Source organism: Sulfuriferula sp. GW1 (assembly GCF_047300855.1).
Lineage (GTDB): Bacteria > Pseudomonadota > Gammaproteobacteria > Burkholderiales > Sulfuriferulaceae > Sulfuriferula.
In genome coordinates this window covers 1,546,098-1,563,226 of sequence record NZ_CP170197.1, presented here as the reverse complement: position 1 = coordinate 1,563,226, position 17,129 = coordinate 1,546,098, and the positions used below count along the sequence as shown (strand labels likewise).

Annotated in this window: 13 protein-coding genes and 2 tRNA genes; 3 read left to right on the top strand and 12 right to left on the bottom strand. The window is 55.6% G+C overall.

From position 1 onward, the window contains the following. Nucleotides 1–46 precede the first annotated feature (46 nt). From dnaQ to ACFDAU_RS07650, 3 genes are read right to left on the bottom strand one after another with little or no spacing between them, the layout of a single operon-like run. Nucleotides 47–748, bottom strand: a complete 702-nt coding sequence (gene dnaQ, locus ACFDAU_RS07660; RefSeq protein ID WP_413439374.1) for a DNA polymerase III subunit epsilon — start codon at nucleotides 746–748, stop codon at nucleotides 47–49. A 24-nt stretch (nucleotides 749–772) separates the two neighbouring features. Further along, complete coding sequence (gene rnhA, locus ACFDAU_RS07655; protein WP_413439373.1) at nucleotides 773–1,222, bottom strand: ribonuclease HI; 450 nt, start codon at nucleotides 1,220–1,222, stop codon at nucleotides 773–775. Then, nucleotides 1,215–1,961, bottom strand: a complete 747-nt coding sequence (locus tag ACFDAU_RS07650; protein ID WP_413439372.1) for a class I SAM-dependent methyltransferase — start codon at nucleotides 1,959–1,961, stop codon at nucleotides 1,215–1,217. Before ACFDAU_RS07650 ends, rnhA begins: the two co-directional genes overlap by 8 nt. Nucleotides 1,962–1,984: 23 nt before the next feature. On the opposite strand from ACFDAU_RS07650, the gene gloB reads away from it, so the two are divergent. Further along, a complete protein-coding gene (gloB, locus tag ACFDAU_RS07645; RefSeq protein WP_413439371.1) occupies nucleotides 1,985–2,764 on the top strand; it encodes a hydroxyacylglutathione hydrolase in 780 nt (259 codons plus the stop codon). Nucleotides 2,765–2,968: 204 nt separating this feature from the next. After that, nucleotides 2,969–4,483, top strand: coding sequence for a LysM peptidoglycan-binding domain-containing protein (locus tag ACFDAU_RS07640; protein ID WP_413439370.1), 1,515 nt, complete (start codon nucleotides 2,969–2,971; stop codon nucleotides 4,481–4,483). 23 nt (nucleotides 4,484–4,506) lie between these two features. On the opposite strand, the gene ACFDAU_RS07635 is transcribed toward ACFDAU_RS07640, so the two are convergent. The 4 genes from ACFDAU_RS07635 to ACFDAU_RS07620 are packed head-to-tail and all read right to left on the bottom strand — an operon-like array spanning nucleotide 4,507 to nucleotide 11,031. Next, a complete protein-coding gene (locus tag ACFDAU_RS07635; protein WP_413439369.1) occupies nucleotides 4,507–6,498 on the bottom strand; it encodes a dipeptide ABC transporter ATP-binding protein in 1,992 nt (663 codons plus the stop codon). Further along, nucleotides 6,495–7,904 carry an ABC transporter permease gene (locus ACFDAU_RS07630; RefSeq protein WP_413439368.1) on the bottom strand — a complete coding sequence of 470 codons (1,410 nt, stop codon included), beginning with the start codon at nucleotides 7,902–7,904 and terminating at the stop codon, nucleotides 6,495–6,497. Before ACFDAU_RS07630 ends, ACFDAU_RS07635 begins: the two co-directional genes overlap by 4 nt. After that, a complete protein-coding gene (locus ACFDAU_RS07625; protein WP_413439367.1) occupies nucleotides 7,901–8,878 on the bottom strand; it encodes an ABC transporter permease in 978 nt (325 codons plus the stop codon). Before ACFDAU_RS07625 ends, ACFDAU_RS07630 begins: the two co-directional genes overlap by 4 nt. Next, the gene (locus tag ACFDAU_RS07620; protein WP_413439366.1) at nucleotides 8,875–11,031 is read right to left on the bottom strand and encodes an ABC transporter substrate-binding protein; all 2,157 of its coding nucleotides are present in this window, start codon (nucleotides 11,029–11,031) and stop codon (nucleotides 8,875–8,877) included. The genes ACFDAU_RS07625 and ACFDAU_RS07620 overlap by 4 nt, the downstream gene beginning before the upstream one ends. Before the next feature lie 83 nt (nucleotides 11,032–11,114). On the opposite strand from ACFDAU_RS07620, the gene fabI reads away from it, so the two are divergent. Beyond that, the gene (gene fabI, locus ACFDAU_RS07615) at nucleotides 11,115–11,900 is read left to right on the top strand and encodes an enoyl-ACP reductase FabI (protein ID WP_413439365.1); all 786 of its coding nucleotides are present in this window, start codon (nucleotides 11,115–11,117) and stop codon (nucleotides 11,898–11,900) included. A 163-nt stretch (nucleotides 11,901–12,063) separates the two neighbouring features. On the opposite strand, the gene ACFDAU_RS07610 is transcribed toward fabI, so the two are convergent. The 5 genes from ACFDAU_RS07610 to lon all read right to left on the bottom strand — a co-directional run bounded on the left by ACFDAU_RS07610 (nucleotide 12,064) and on the right by lon (nucleotide 17,067). After that, nucleotides 12,064–13,968, bottom strand: a complete 1,905-nt coding sequence (locus tag ACFDAU_RS07610) for a SurA N-terminal domain-containing protein (RefSeq protein ID WP_413439364.1) — start codon at nucleotides 13,966–13,968, stop codon at nucleotides 12,064–12,066. A 61-nt stretch (nucleotides 13,969–14,029) separates the two neighbouring features. Continuing rightward, nucleotides 14,030–14,106 (bottom strand) — tRNA-Asp (locus ACFDAU_RS07605). A gap of 21 nt (nucleotides 14,107–14,127) precedes the next feature. After that, a tRNA-Val gene (locus ACFDAU_RS07600) sits at nucleotides 14,128–14,203 on the bottom strand. Between the two features lie 9 nt (nucleotides 14,204–14,212). Further along, entirely contained in the window at nucleotides 14,213–14,485 is a 273-nt protein-coding gene (locus ACFDAU_RS07595) for an HU family DNA-binding protein (RefSeq protein ID WP_413439363.1), read from the bottom strand. A 155-nt stretch (nucleotides 14,486–14,640) separates the two neighbouring features. After that, nucleotides 14,641–17,067, bottom strand: coding sequence for an endopeptidase La (gene lon, locus ACFDAU_RS07590; protein ID WP_413439362.1), 2,427 nt, complete (start codon nucleotides 17,065–17,067; stop codon nucleotides 14,641–14,643). Between the last annotated feature and the right edge of the window lie 62 nt (nucleotides 17,068–17,129).

The window sequence follows — 17,129 nt, the reverse complement described above, 5'->3', positions numbered from 1 at the left end:
TCGCGGGAAGAAGATACACCTGACTCGGCTTTACTTGGATGGCCACTTATCCTGACAGAGTGGAGCGCCACAGGCTGGATTTGCGGCTTTCCTGTTCCAGTCGTGTGAGTTCAGTCTCATGTGCGGATATTTCAAGCGCGTCAGCCAGGATAATTCTCAATGGAGCATGGGTACTGCTGGATTGTTGGCCGAACTGGGCGGGTTTCGTTTCCATCTCCATTACCAGACTTTCCTGACCCCGTGTCATTCCGAGATATACGGCGCCTAGCAGTTCGGCATCCAGTAAAGCCCCATGCAAGGTACGGCTGGTATTATCCACTTCGTAGCGCTTACACAGGGCATTCAGGTTATTTTTTTGACCAGGATGGAGATCTTTGGCCAATTTGAGCGTGTCGGTAACTTCCGGACAATATTCGACCATGAGCGGGCGATCCAGACGCTGCAATTCGGCATTGAGAAAACCCAGATCGAATGGCGCATTATGGATGACCAGCTCGGCTCCGCGCAAGAATGCAAGCAGTTCGTCCACGATATCCGCAAAGCGCGGTTTGTCCTGCAGAAATTCGCTGGTCAGTCCATGCACTTGCTGCGCACCCGCGTCGATATCGCGTTCCGGATTGAGATAGCGATGAAACCGGTTACCAGTCAGCCGCCGGTTAACCATCTCCACGCCGGCCACCTCGATAATACGGTGCCCTTGTCTTGGGTCGAGGCCGGTCGTTTCGGTATCGAGAAATATTTGTCGCATGTCTGGTTCGCTTGCTTGTTATGCTTACTGTACTGACAGCACGCCCTGATTGGCGAGTGCATCAGCGCGTTCGTTACCGGGATGCCCGCTATGACCTTTTACCCATAACCAGTCTACCTGATGCTGACTGACCAATTCATCCAGCCGCTGCCACAGGTCTACGTTTTTGACTGCAGTGTTGCCGCTGGTACGCCAGCCACGCCGTTTCCAGTTGGGTAACCACTCAGTGATCCCCTTCAACACATACTGTGAATCGGTATGGATACACACACGGCTGTTGCGTTTCAAACTTTGCAGGGCCTCGATGACAGCCGTCAACTCCATGCGGTTGTTGGTAGTGAGAAGTTCCCCGCCAACCAGTTCCTTACGATGCTCTCCGCTAACCAGGAGTGCTCCCCAACCCCCGACGCCGGGATTGCCTTTACACGCCCCGTCCGAATAAATGTTTATAACAGGCAAACTACGGTCACTCATTAGGGTGTTTCAACTTTCTATATTGATTCAAATTCACTACATTCCGCGCAGCGGGGGTCAACGCTGCTGATTTGACAGCCGGTTCGCGCCAGTTGGGTGTAATCAGACGCATGCCCTGCACGCGTTTGACCGCCTTGATGAAGTAGACGCCTCCACCCATGGCCCACCAGCGGTCTCCGGCAGCTTCCATAAAAGCGAAACGTTGCAGCCATCTTTCCTGACTGAACGGGGGTGTGTAGCAGCACATGCTACCGCCCTGCGTTTCAAAACCCAGCAAGGATAACCAGTCTTTGAGACGCGGCAGTGTTATGAAACGGCCGCACCACGGAAATTCGCCCTCTCTCTGTTTGATCCAGCGGCTTGCGCCCCACAGGCTGCGCGGATTAAAACCGCTTACAATCAGATGGCCTTCAGGCATCAGGATACGTTCCGCCTCGCGCAATACCTGATGCGGGTGCGCTGCAAATTCCAGCGTGTGGGGAATCACCACCAGATCCATTGATTGGCTGGCAAACGGCAGCAATTCCACATCTGCGCGCACCGCCACTGCCCCGCCATATCCGACCCGGTAGCGCTTCGGGATACGGCAGCTACGCAACAAATCCAGCTCCGGGTGGCCGATTTGCACTGCATTAAAACCGAACATATCGGCCACTACAGTGTCAAAATAAGCACTTTCTCGCGCCAGTAGGTGATGTCCCAGCGGCGTTGTCAACCATTCATCCAGAGAAATAGTCATTTGCGCCATGCTATCCTGCTCCCATGCATTCTGATATTTTCCTGACGCCGGTACGCGCCTTTACCGACAACTATATCTGGGTCATCCATCGCGGTACTTTTGCAGTCGTGGTTGACCCCGGTGATGCCCAGCCAGTCATCCGGTTTTTACGCAACAAACACTTACAACTTGTGGCTATTTTAACCACACACCACCATGTCGACCACACCGGTGGCAATCTCGCCCTATTAAAACGCTATCCAGTGCCTGTATACGGCCCCGCCAGCGAAACTATCCCCGGCATCACTCAGCCGCTACATGATGGAGATATTGTTACCCTGCCAGAATTGATGCTGGATTTGCATGTGCTCAGTGTGCCGGGGCACACCGCAGGACACATTGCCTATTATGGTACAGGTAGCCTGCTGTGTGGCGATACACTGTTTGCTGCGGGTTGCGGCCGGTTGTTTGAAGGCACCCCCGCGCAGATGGCCGCCTCACTCGCCAGACTCGCACAATTGCCTGATGACACGGCTGTTTATTGTGCACATGAATATACGCTTGCCAATATCGATTTTGCCCTCAGCGTGGATGGCGCCAACCCGGCCTTGATCGAACGCGCCCGCATCGAACGGGAGAAACGCGCTGTTGATTTACCGACCTTGCCTAGCAGTATCGGCCTGGAGAAAGTGACCAATCCTTTTTTGCGCTGTCATCTTAGTGCATTACATAAAGCCGCAGAATCCTGGGCTGGTCAATCATTAGCGGATGACATCGCTGTATTCGCGGCCTTGCGTGAAATGAAAAACGTATTTCGGGCTTGATGTGCACCAAATGTGGGCGCCTTGACCCCCCTTGGTCGCTCCAGTACCATAGCCCGACTTATGCATAAGTCCTCAGATCTGAATATCTTTCGCCAGCCCCTATGCTTTTGTTTACTGGCTTTGAGCCTGGTCCCTTCAGCATTTGCTGAAGCCGATGGCCGCATTCCTTCAGTCACCTCGCAGAATGGTGTAACGGTTACTGTCTTGTCAGAGACGCAGGTCTTATCCGCTGCCGCTTCCACTCATGCAACAACAGTCGGTTCTCTTCCCAACGATCCGAATGCCGCACCTGTCATCGATACGGCTCGCCCGGGCGATGCTGCGCAGGAAACAGAGAATACAACGGAGACCCCTTCGCCTGATACAGGCGATTTGTGGCAACGCATACGCAACGGCTTTGCGCTTAAGCCGCTAGATAGTCCACTGGTCGCCACCCACGTTGACTGGTATGCCCAGCGCCCGGATTATCTGCGCCGCACGATAGCGCGCAGCAAGATGTACCTGTTTCATATTATGGAGGAGGTACAGAAGCGCGGCATGCCGGCCGAAATCGCATTGTTGCCGATTGTGGAAAGCGCTTTCAACCCGATGGCCTATTCACGCAGCCATGCGTCGGGCATCTGGCAATTCATTCCTTCCACCGGCAAGGATTTCGGCCTCAAGCAAAACAGCTGGTATGACGGCCGACGCGATATCGTAGCGGCAACGGATGCCGCGCTCGATTATCTGGAAAAACTGCATGGCATGTTCGGCACCTGGAATCTGGCGCTCGCTGCTTATAATTGTGGCGAGGGTTGCGTTTCCCGCGCCATCGCCAAAAATGAGGCGCAGGGTTTGCCCACCAATTACCTCAGCCTGAACCTGCCCGCCGAAACCCGGCACTATGTCCCCAAGCTGATGGCCGTAAAAGAAATCATCTCCGATCCCGGCGTGGTTGGACTCAGCCTGGACAGCATTCCCAATCAGGCCTACTTCGTTCCAGTCAGCCTGCATCAACCCATCGACGTGAAACTGGCTGCCAAGCTGGCGGACATGCCGGTCAAGGAATTCGAATCGCTCAACCCGGCGTTCACAAAACCGGTTGTTCGCTCGGATTCCGCCCAGCCCATCCTGCTGCCTGTGGACCGGGCCGAAGCCTTCACCGACAACCTGAAAAATTACGATCGTCCGCTGGTAAGCTGGCAGCAATATTCGGCCAAAAAGGGTGAACGTGCGGTTAGCATTGCCAAAAAATTCGGCGTGACCATGGCATGGCTCAAGCAACACAATGAATTTAAACTCACCCGCAAAGGCAGATTGACGGCCAATTATTCCCTGATGCTGCCGCTTGCCCACAAATCCGGCCCCACAGTAGCTGAAGCAAACTCGCGCCATACAAATACAGTCAAGGTAAAGCGTGGCGATACCCTCGCCGGGCTGGCCAGACATCATGGTGTCAGCATTGCCGAAATCAAACGCTGGAATCACTTGCGCGGCGAACATTTGCGGCCCAGTAGCCGTCTTGTCGTCGCTGAAGCAAATGGACAGGCTGGCCGTAAGGCCGCTTCACACAAACGGTTTGCACACCACACCGTAACCAGACATTACACGGTGAAGCGTGGCGACTCATTGTCTGGTATTGCGGAAAAGTTCGATGTCTCGGTGGCTGAAATTCAGCACTGGAATCGCATCAAGCATCACGCAGCAATCAAACCCGGTACCAGGCTGGTGCTTAATTAGATTTTTTCAGCAGCAATATCTATTCACGCAATCTGATTTGCCAGATGGCACCACACAACTTGATGGGAATTGATTTCTGTCTGTCCGGGATATTGCCTGCGGCACACCTCCATGGCCTGCGCACAGCGCGGGTGAAAATGGCAGCCTGCCGGCGGCCGTGCCGGTGACGGCAAATCCCCATGCAACTGAATCTTCGGTGGCCGCGGCCCGCTGATTACCGGCGCAGCAGAAAGTAAGGCCTGGGTATAAGGGTGGCGTGGATGTTCCAGCACAGTTCGCGTATCACCCGTTTCCACTATACGCCCCAGATACATCACTGCGACGCGCTGCGCCAGGTAATCCACCACCGGCAGATTGTGGGTGATGAACAAGTAACTCAACCCCAGTTCGTTCTGCAAATCTTTCAGCAGGTTAAGGATTTGCGCCTGCACGGACACATCCAGCGCGCTGGTGGGTTCGTCGCACACAATCAGTCTGGGCCGCACAGCCAGCGCACGGGCGATGGCGATGCGCTGGCGCTGGCCACCCGAAAATTCGTGCGGATAGCGATGCAGCGCTGTCTGCGCCAACCCAACCTGATCAAGCAACCGCGTCATCGCTTTTCTGCGTGCCCCGGCGGCAGGCTCGACGCCCAGCGCCATCATGCCTTCCTCCAGTATCTCCACCACGCGCATACGCGGGTTGAGCGAGCTGTACGGATCCTGAAAAATCATCTGGAATCCGCTGCGCTGAGCGCGCAACCCGGCTGCACTGAGCCGGGTGAGTTCGCTGCCATTGAAGAGCACGCTGCCTGCTGTCGGTTTGACCAATTGAATAATGGCCTTGCCCACGGTGGTTTTACCGCAGCCGGATTCGCCCACCAGCGCCAGCGTCTCCCCAACCCCAATATCCAGCGACACCCCATCCACGGCCTTGACTGCACCGACCTGGCGTCGCAACAGTCCGCTTCGAATCGGAAAATGCACTTGCAAATTACGTACCGTCAAAAGCGCTGTCGCTTTGCCCATGACAGCTTGCGTCACAGAAGTTGTGGGTGCCGGCATGGCGGTGCGGCTGCCGGAAGGCGCCAGATGACAGCGCACTGTATGCCCCTGTGCCAGCTGCGTCCACGCCGGCGTCTCGCGCCAGCAAAGATCGAAAGCAGCATCACAGCGCTCGGCAAAACGGCAGCCGACGAACGCGCTGTCCAGGGCAGGCACCATGCCCGGTATGACTTCCAGCGCGCCGCCATGCTGCCCTCTGCCGGGCAGTGCGGCAAACAGTTTGCGGCTATAGGGGTGAAACGGCGTGTCAAAAAATGCATCGCGCGGTGCGATTTCCACCAGCTCGCCGGCATACATCACGCCTACGCGATCCGCCATTTCGGCCACCACACCCAGATCGTGGGTGATCAGCAACATGCCCATGCCGCGCTCACGCTGTATGCTGCGCAGCAATTGCAACACCTGCGCCTGTATCGTCACATCCAGCGCGGTGGTGGGCTCGTCGGCGATGAGCAGGCGCGGATTGCCTGCCAATGCCATCGCGATCATGACGCGCTGTTTCATCCCGCCGGATAACTGGAATGGATATTCGCCGATACGCCGCGCCGCATCCGGCAGACCCACGGCATTGAGCAAGTGGATGGACTCGGCGCGCAAGGCTGCGCCGCCCAGATTGCGATGGCGACGCAGCGATTCGCCGACCTGCTCGCCGATGCTGAGCACCGGGTTGAGACTGGTCATCGGCTCCTGAAAGATCATGCCGATCGCACCACCGCGCACGGCACGCATGGATGCCTCGGGCAGTGCCAGCAAGTCGCGCCCTTCCAGCAAGACCGCCCCGGCATCAATGGTGCCATGCTCCGGCAACAGGCGCATGATGGACAATGCCGTCATCGATTTACCGCACCCGGATTCGCCCAGCAGCGCGAAGGTTTCATTGGCGGACACGCTGAAACTCACGCCATCCACGGCACGCACGGCACCGATCCGGGTGCGCAGATCGCTTATCTGCAACAACGGGGTGGGCTTCATTGCGCCCTCCCACGCGGGTCGAACGCATCGCGCACGCTGTCGGCGAACAGGTTGGCGGCCAGCACCAGCGCGAACATGAACACAAACGCCGCGCTGAGCTGCCACCACACGATCGGCTCGCGTGCCATTTCCAGGCGCGCCGAGTTGATCATGTTGCCCCAGCTGTACATGGCTGGATCCACCCCCACACCGACATAAGTCAACACCGCCTCGGCCAGCACCAGGCCGGAAAAATCCATGACCACGGTAATCAGCACCAGGTGTTGCAGATTGGGCAAAATGTGACGCGTGATAATGCGCCAGTGCGACACGCCAAACGCGGTGGCGGCCTGGATGTATTCCTGCTCGCGCAGTTTCAGCGTCTCGCCGCGCAACAAACGGCACAGCCCGGTCCAGCTGGTCACGCCGAGGATCAGACACAGAAACAGCAGCCGAATATCGCTACGCGCGGCCGAGGTGTCGAACACGCCCGGGTGGGCTTCGATATACACCTGCATGATGAGCACCGAAGCTGCGATCAGCAGCACGCCCGGAATGGAGTTGAGTGTGGTGTAGAGATACTGGATCAGATCATCCACCCAGCCGCGGAAATAACCCGCCACTATCCCCAGCAACAATGCGAATGGCAGCATCACCAAAGTCGTCAGCGTACCGATGACCAGTCCGGTACGTATGCTTTTCAGCGAGATGTAGAGCACGTCCTGGCCCACTTTGTCGGTACCAAATACATGATAGGCAGCCGCCAGTTGTGCTATGACCAGACCCAGCACCAGCAGGATGGCGCAGGTAATCAACAGAGTGCGCCAAGGAATCGCATTGCCGCCACGCAGCAGGCGTGGCAGTGCCGCAATCAAGCCGCCAGGCTGGCGGCGTGCCAGCAAAGCGGCCAGCAGCAAAATCAGAAGCACCGTCAATGCAAGTCCCTCGATCACGCCCCATGCGATCCGCTGCACAATGTCGCGCATCCACTGCGTGTGCGGATCAGCCAGCTGCGCGCCGCCATATTTCAGGCGCGGATAATCACGCACGGTGCTGCCATTGGCCAGCACGATGGTCTCCTTGGCATAAAGATGCGTAGCCAGTGGCGCCGAATAGGTTTTTTCCTTGTGCGTGCGCAGCTTGGGAAGCATGGCATCGAGTGCACTGAGCACCTCGACCCCGTATTGCACCGGCTGCCCGGCTTTCATCGCCAATGCGGGGCGGTAATGCAGCGAATCCAGCAGCCCGATCACCACAAACACCGCCAGCACCACTGCCGCTGCCATGCCGGTGGGATTGGTCAGCACACGCCGCCATGGCGCACGCAGATAGTCGTGGCGGCGCACATACCAGGTAAATATGCCTACTGCGGCCAGCAGCAGGAATATCAATGCATCCGTCCACAGCATGACCGGCTTGAACATCATTGCAGGCGCACCCTAGGGTCAGCCAGGGTGTAGGAAATATCGGTCAGCAGCAGGCCGATAATGTACAGAGCGGAACCGATGAACACCATGGCGCGCACGATGGCAAAATCCTGCGACTGGATAGCGTCAATGGTGTAGCTGCCCAGACCCGGAATGCCGAAAAACGATTCGGTGATCAAGCTGCCCATGAACAGCAGCGGCAACACCACCACCGCACCGGTGAGGATGGGGATCATGCCGTTCTGCAGCACGTGGCGGAACAGCACGCGCCATTCGGACAGGCCCTTGGCACGCGCCGTACGCACGTAGTCCTTGCCGATCTCTTCGAGGAAAATAGTACGGTACCAGCGCGCACCGCCGCCGATTCCCGCAACGATGGAAACCACCACCGGCAGAAGGATGAAGCGCAGCCCGTCGATTCCGCCGCTGAAGCCTGAAATCGGCACCAGATGCCACAGCTTGGCGATGAGATATTGCCCCGCGATGATGTAGAACAAGCCGGAAATCGACATCAGCACCACGCACAGCACCACCCCCCAGAAATCCAGATAGGTGGCACGGAAAAACACCATGAGCAGGGCAAAGGTGATGTTCACCAGCAGCCCAATGACAAACACCGGCACCGCGATCGCCAGGCTGGGGCCGGCGCGGGTCTTGATCTCATGCCAGATGTCGCGCCCGTCATCGGAGGCGCCGAAATCAAGCACGAACATGCGCGCGGATTTCTCGAAAAAAATGGTATGGGTGATTTTATTGATGCCCGGCGCACTGGCGTCATAGAACAACGGCGCGTCATAGCCATGCTCAGCCTTCCAGTTGCTGATTGCCTGCGGCGTGACGCGCTTCATGCCCAGATGCATGCGCGCCATATCGTCCGGCGTATTGACCACGAAAAACAGCGCGAAGGTCAGCAGATTCACCCCGATCAGTATCGGAATGGCGTATAAAATTCGGCGCAGCAGATAGGCAATCATCGCGCCACACTCCGTTCACGCTGCCGCCACGCCCACAGCGCAGGTGCCAATGCCGCGATCAGCGCCAGCAATAACAGCAGCAATGGCCACAGCACCGGCTGATTCCACTGGTCACGCAATTTCTCGCGCAATTTCGGGTCGATGCGGCGGTATTTCAGTGTGTTGTAGGCCATCACATTGGGCTTGCTGGGTGCGACCCAGGCATGGCTCAGGCTGAACGCCTTGGGAAAAAATCCGAACAGCCAGGGCGAGTCCGCGCGCACGATGTTCACCATGCGGTCGATGATGGCCTGACGCTCAGGGCCGTTATCCAGGTATTTCATCTGGTCGAACAGTCGGTCATATTCCGGGTTGCTGTAATTCGCTGCGTTTTCGCCGTTTTTTCCCACTTTCATGTTGGGTCCATACAGCAGAAATAGGAAGTTTTCCGGATCGGGGTAATCCGCATTCCATCCCCATTCGAATATCTGCTCGGTGCCGCGCCGCATCTTGTCCTGAAAGCGGTTGTAGTCGGTGCTGCGCACCACCAGCTGGATATTCAGTTTGGCGAACTGCTTGGTAATCCAGCTCAGCCGCGAGGCAGCATCCGGGCCACTGGCATTCGTATCGAAATACAACACCAGCGGGGCGCCGGTTTTGGCATCGCGTCCGTCCGGATAGCCGGCCTCGGCCAGCAGGCGTCGCGCTTCAGCGATCGGGCGCCGCACTGGCTGGCCATTGACCAGCCGGTACACCACCGGGTTCACCCCGGCTGCGCCGCCTACGTAGCCGAATATGCCCGGCGGGATTGGCCCTTGCGCCGGGATGCCGCGTCCATTGGCAAAAATGGAAATGTATTCTTCGTAGTCCACCGCGATGGCAATCGCCTGGCGTAATTTGCGCGCGCGTTCACTGGAACCGCCTACCGTCGAATCGAGCATGTTGAAACCCGTATAACTGCTCGTTGGCCGCACCGCCGTAGTCAGCCGGATACCCTTGGCGCGCATCGCTTCGGAGGGCTGCGCCACCCCCTGGGCGTTGATCTGCACAGCCTGGTCAAAGCTGTCCGAACTGATGCCGGAGGCGTCGTAGTAGCCCTGCAAAAACTTGTTCCAGTAGGGGATGGTTTCCTTTTCCAGGCTGAAAACCACCTTGTCGATAAACGGCAGCGGCTTGCCGCCATCCTTCAACAAACCGGCGGCTGCGTCGCCCGGCTCGCCGGTGCGCGGGTAGGTCTCGCCATGGAAATCCGGATTTCTCTCCAGCACCATCTGGCGATTGGGGTTGTTGCGGGTCAGCATGTAGGCGCCGGTGCCCACCGGGTACCAGTCCAGGCTCAGGTTGCGTTCAGCCATGCCGGGCTGCGCATAGAAGCGATCCGCTTCTGGCGGCACCGGCGCGAAAAACGGCATCGCCAGCCAATACAGAAACTGCGGGTATTTGCCACGCAGTTTGATGCGGTAGGTGTAGCGATCCACCACCTCGGCCCCGGCCAGCGGATAACGCTGCAGATCGGGATAGGCCCCGCGCGGCAGGCTGCGCGCCACCTTTTCCAGTCGCGCGGCATAGTCTTTCAGACCGATGATGTATTCGGCCATCACCCCCAGAATGGGTGAATTGAGTTGCGGCGCGGCGAGCCGTTTGATCTCGTAAACATAATCTGCAGCCACCAGTTCGCGCGTGCCGCTGTAGCGGAAATCGCCGAGTGTCTGGATGCCATGCCAGTCGCCCGGTTTCATGTCCTGATAGCGCAGCTTGCCCTGGGCATCGTGCGCAAAGGCCGGATGCGGCTGATAGTAAATACCCGGTCGAATATGGATTTCGTATACGCTCTCGGCAATGGCGGAGACCGGTGCAGTGGCGGGCAGTGGCCGACCCGCAGCATCGTAATAGGTCACCGTGGGCATTTGCGCTGCAGTCAGCGGGATGAGCGTATAAGGCCGTTTCAGATAGTGGTATTGCAACGGTGGTTCATAAATCTGCGCAGTAAATTCTGCTTCGTTGCTGGCATAGGAGCGTGCCGGATCGAGATGTTTGGGCCGCTCTTCGAATGAAGAATAGAGAATGTTGCTGTCACGATCGGCTGCCGGATAAGGGTCATTCAAAGGGCCATTACCACACGCGCTCAATAGCACAGGCAGTATCAACAGACCAAATAGCCGTAAAAAATTCATATCGGATGAGTTTAACCCAGCCCGTGTCTAGCGTCACGACACAGCGGGTATAATGTTCGGGCATTTTCACTAAAGGAAAAAACATGGGATTTCTCGTCGGCAAGCGCATCCTCATCACGGGCTTGATCAGTAACCGCTCCATTGCCTATGGCATTGCCCAGGCCTGCAAACGCGAAGGCGCTGAGCTGGCCTTTACTTATCAGGGCGACAAGATCAAGGATCGGGTAACCGAGTTTGCCAAAGAATTCGGAAGTGAATTAGTTCTGTCTTGTGACGTCGCCAGCGACGAGGAAATCACACAGCTATTTGCCGATCTCGGAAATCAATGGGATGGTCTGGATGGCATTGTTCACTCGATTGCTTTCGTTCCCAAGGCAGCATTGGCAGGCGACTATCTGGAGTCGGTAACACGCGAGAATTTCCGCATCGCCCACGACATCAGTTCATACAGTTTTGCCGCGCTGGCCAAGGCAGGTCTCCCCATGATGCAGGGACGGCGCGCGGCACTGCTTACCTTGAGTTATCTTGGTGCCACCCGTACCTTGCCTCACTATAATGTCATGGGGCTGGCCAAGGCCAGCCTCGAATCCAACGTTTATTACATGGCACAAAGCCTGGGACCGCAAGGGATACGCGTCAATGCCGTATCGGCCGGGCCGATCAAAACGCTGGCTGCCAGCGGGATATCGGATTTTGGCAAGATACTGAATTACGTGGAACGCAACTCTCCGCTACGACGCAATGTAACCATAGAAGAAGTGGGTAATGCTGCAGCCTTTCTGCTGTCCGATCTGGCAAGCGGCATTACCGGCGAGATTACCTACGTTGACGCGGGCTTCAATACCACAGCCGGGGCCGACATGGGGTAATGCGGGAGCAATCCGAGGCAAGTAGAAAGCTTACCAAACAATGGGCGCGAGTATTCCATACTCGCGCCCATTGTTATATCAGCGTCTTATTCCCGGATTGTTTGTTGAGATGTAAATCGTCACCGATTGCGAGACGGCCGCCAACACGTCTTTGTGCAATGGATTATTGTGCAGTTTTATCCAGGCTTGTGGAAAGTATCTTGATCTTGGCCTTTGCTTCCAAACTGGCAAGATAGGCGGAAAAATCTGCCTGCGCTGCCAGTTGTGCCAGTTGGCCTTGCAGAGCCTTGATCTGGGCGGCATCCGCTGGTGGTGGGGGAATCACTCGCGTCACACGCGCCAGTGTATAGCTACCATCCGTGCCTGCTGCGCCGACATATGCCGGAAAATGCTGTTCGGCTGCACTGAATACCGGTTCAACCAATGCCGCGGGCAATCCAGTTACCTGTTGCCGAGTAATGAGCTGAAACGCACCCCATTTTACGTCGGGTTCCTTGCCTGCACGCAATTGCGCCAAATCCTGCTTGCCCTGTTTTTCGGCCAGCGCTATAGCCTGAGTGCGCTTGAGTTGTTGTTCAATAGCCGCTCGTACCGTACTCAGTGGTTGCAGCGCAGCCGGTTTGTATTCGAGCAGACGAGCTGATACCAGTGTATTGGGAGCAACCTCGATGGCTTCGGTGTTGCGCTTGTTTTTCAACACATCATCAGAAAACAGCGCTTTCAGCATTTTCGGATTTGCCAGCAGGCTGCTGTCACCGCCCTTACGATTTAACCAACCGGAGTCTGTAATCTGCAACTTAAGCGCATCAGCCACGGGCTTGAGACTATCGGATTGTTCGTAAACCTGATTACTGAATGTTTCCGCCGTATCGGCAAAGCGTTTGCTGGCCTTTTGCATTTGCAAATCGCGCACAATGTCCGCCTTCACCTCATCCAGACTACGTGTACGGGCAGGCTTGATACCCGTCAATTCGATGATGTGATAACCAAATTCACTCAATACAGGCGGACTGATGGCACCATCCCGCATTGCGAACACGGCATCTGCAAAAGGTTTAACCATTGCGTTACGAGGGAACCAGCCCAAATCGCCACCTTGCAGGGCGGAACCCGTATCACTCGATTCGCGTTTGGCTACCGTAGCAAAACTGCCAGGATTCGCTTTGACTTGCTGGTAAATAGCTTCGGCACGAGCTTTGGCAGCTGCGCGCTTTTGTGCATCATCGCCAGGTTTTACCGCAATCAGAATATGACTGGCACGGCGCTGCTCGGGCTCGCTATATTTTGCAAGATTCTGATCGTAGTACTGCTTGACTTCCGCATCGCTGATATGAATCTGGCTGGCCAAGGCGTCCTGCGATAACACTACATATTGGAAGCGCGCCTGTTCCGGCAATGTGTAATCGGCTTTGTGAGCGTCATACCAGTTCTGTATATCCGCTGCATTGACGCGAACCTGATTCAGGAATTGTTCAGGTGTGAGTTTAACCGTGCTGATTTCACGTTTTTGCTCGAATGCCTGCAAGAATCGCGCGGTAACATTGGATGGCATAATGCTTGAAGCCTGGAAAACTGAACGCACATCGTTAATCAGCAATTCCTGGCGCAGCTGATTTTCAAACTCGGTGATACTCATGCCTTGTTGTCGCAGAGCCTGCTCATAGCGAGTTTGCGAGAACTGACCGTTTTCCTGAAATGCGGGCAGACCGGCAATAATCTTGGCCATTTCAGCGTCACTGACCACCATGCCTGCCTTGGTTGCAGCTTCGATAATCAGGTGCTGGTTTACAATACTATCCAGAATGGATTTACGGATTTTCGGATCATTAAACATGGCTGGATCATAGGCTGCACCCATGGATGCCCGCATTTCCTGCTGCTGTGATTGGACAGCCCGGTCAAATTCCTGCCGTGTCACCTTGTAACCGTTCACGCTGGCAAGAACGTCGCCATCGCCGCTCTTGTTAAAATAGGATTCCACTCCCCACAACATGAATGGAATAGTAATCAGCGCCAAAATTACCTTGGCGAGCCAGCCTTGTGCACGTTCTCGGATTGCATCTAGCATAGTCGTCGTGTATTGATCTCAGTCAAACGGAAAAAGGCGAACTCTCGTTCGCCTTTTGTATTGGCGGAGTGGACGGGACTCGAACCCGCGACCCCCGGCGTGACAGGCCGGTATTCTAACCAACTGAACTACCACTCCAAATACCGGTATTGTCGTAACTGGTGGGTGCTGAGGGGTTCGAACCCCCGACATTCGCCTTGTAAGGGCGACGCTCTACCAACTGAGCTAAGCACCCGGAAAGGCGCTAGTTTACTGCATCTTTCAGCGCTTTTCCAGCACGGAATTTAGGAACTTTAGCCGCCTTGATTTTGATGGCTGCGCCAGTACGCGGATTACGACCGGTGCGGGCAGCGCGTTTACCAACATAGAAAGAACCAAAACCAACCAGTGTCACCATATCGCCTTTTTTGAGAGCGCCTTTCACTGCGTCAACAGCAGCATCCAATGCACGGCCTGCTGCTGCCTTGGAAATATCGGCAGAGTCGGCGATAGCATCTATCAGTTCGGATTTGTTCACGTGTGTCCCCTTTCTCGTAGAGTCAGCCACAGGAATGCCCTGCATCCGCTTTATAGCAAGCCGGAAAACCTTATGTCAAGCGGCTTCCAGCTATTTTGGCCAAAAAAAACCGCCCATCAGGGCGGCATTCACAACACCAACAAAAAACGTCTCGATCAGTGCTTGGTAATGACTGCCACCTTATCCGTTTCGGCCGAAGCCGCGGGTGGCGTCTCAGTTACCGGCGGAGTTGGCAACTCTGGCAAACCTTCCGGCATGCGTTCCAGCGCCATGTTCAGCACCTGATCTATCCATTTCACTGGTCGAATGTCCAGCTTATTCTTGATGTTCTCCGGAATATCCACCAGGTCGCGCACATTTTCTTCAGGAATCAGTACGGTTTTGATTCCACCTCGATGCGCCGCCAGTAATTTTTCCTTCAATCCGCCAATAGGCAGCACTTCGCCACGCAACGTGATTTCACCGGTCATCGCCACATCTGCACGCACCGGGATACCCGTCAGTACCGATACCATCGCAGTACAAATGCCCACACCTGCACTCGGTCCGTCTTTTGGTGTGGCGCCTTCCGGCAGATGAATGTGGATATCATTTTTCTGGTAGAAATCCTGCGGAATACCCAACACTGCGGAACGGCTACGCACTACGGACATCGCAGCCTGGATAGATTCCTGCATCACCTCGCCGAGCTGGCCTGTCGTAATCATCTTGCCTTTACCCGGCAACAGCACACCCTCAATAGTAAGCAACTCGCCGCCTACCTCGGTCCATGCGAGACCGGTTACCTGACCAACCTGGTTGTTTTTCTCGGCAACACCGTAATTGAAACGGCGCACGCCCAGATACTTTTCCAGATTGCGTGCAGTCACGCTGATCTTGCTGGCTTTGCCCTGTTTCAAGAGCAGAGCCTTGACCCCTTTGCGACAAATTTTGGCGATATCGCGATCAAGGTTACGCACCCCGGCTTCACGCGTGTAGTAACGTACGATGTCACGCAATGCGCTCTCGGATATCGAGAATTCCTCGGGTTTGAGACCATTCGCTTTCATCTGCTTGCCTACCAGATAACGCTCGCCAATACTCACTTTTTCGTCCTCGGTGTAACCCGACAAACGAATAATTTCCATGCGATCCAGCAGCGGTGCAGGAATGTTCAGGGTATTCGCAGTCGCTACAAACATTACGTCGGAAAGATCAAATTCCACCTCAACATAGTGGTCTGCAAAGGTGTGGTTCTGTTCCGGATCCAGTACTTCCAGCAGCGCAGAGGATGGGTCGCCGCGGAAATCCTGCCCCATCTTGTCCACTTCATCCAGAAGAAAAAGTGGGTTACGCACGCCTATTTTGCTCATGCTCTGCAGGATCTTGCCCGGCATGGAGCCAATATAGGTACGGCGATGACCGCGAATTTCGGATTCGTCGCGCACACCACCCAGGGCCATACGGATAAACTTGCGATTCGTGGCTTTGGCAATGGATTGTCCAAGCGAAGTTTTCCCCACACCGGGTGGTCCGACCAGGCACAGAATTGGACCCTTGAGTTTGTCCACACGCTGCTGAACCGCCAGGTATTCGACGATGCGTTCCTTGACCTTGTCCAGGCCGTAATGATCAAGGTCCAGAATCGCTTCAGCCTTTTTCAAGTCTTTACTGATCTTGGTTTTTTTCTTCCAGGGCAAACCCACCAAGGTTTCAATGTAGCTGCGCACAACCGTGGCTTCTGCGGACATGGGTGACATCAGCTTGAGTTTTTTTAGCTCTGACTCGGCCTTGGCAAGACCCTCCTTGGACATGTGCGCTTCCTGGATGCGCTTCTCGAGGTCTTCGAGATCGGCCCCCTCTTCCAGATCGCCAAGCTCTTTCTGGATTGCCTTGACCTGCTCATTAAGATAATACTCGCGCTGGCTTTTCTCCATCTGACGTTTGACACGTCCACGGATGCGCTTTTCCACCTGCAATATATCGATTTCGCCTTCCATCAGGCTCATCAGATGCTCGAGACGTGCACGCACCGGAAACATTTCCAGGATTTCCTGCTTCTGTTCCAGCTTCAAGGGAAGATGCGCCGCAATGGTATCCGCCAGGCGTCCGGCTTCGTCAATACCCACCAGCGAGGTGAGTATTTCAGGCGGAATTTTCTTGTTGAGCTTCACGTACTGGTCGAACTGCGCAACCAGAGCGCGGCGCATTGCCTCTGCCTCGTTGTCGGCACTCGTATCATCGACAGGAACCAGTTCGGCGCGCCCAACAAAATGGGTATCCACATCGGAATACTCGATTACATTGGCGCGCTGATTGCCTTCCACCAGCACTTTTACGGTACCGTCAGGCAATTTGAGCATTTGCAATATCGTTGCAATGGTGCCGATAGTGTACAAATCATCCGGTGACGGTTCATCTTTGGCAGCGGATTTTTGTGCGACCAGCAGAATGCTCTTACCAGACTCCATCGCGGTTTCCAGCGCCTTGATGGATTTTGGCCGACCAACAAACAATGGAATAACCATGTGCGGGAAAACGACGACGTCTCGCAATGGTAAAAGTGGGAGCGTTAATTCTTCGGTATCTTGGAGTAAGGCCATGATGGTGTTTAACCTTATGTCAGTAAAAATAGACCAGGACACCAAATGCAGGGCGGCTCAAG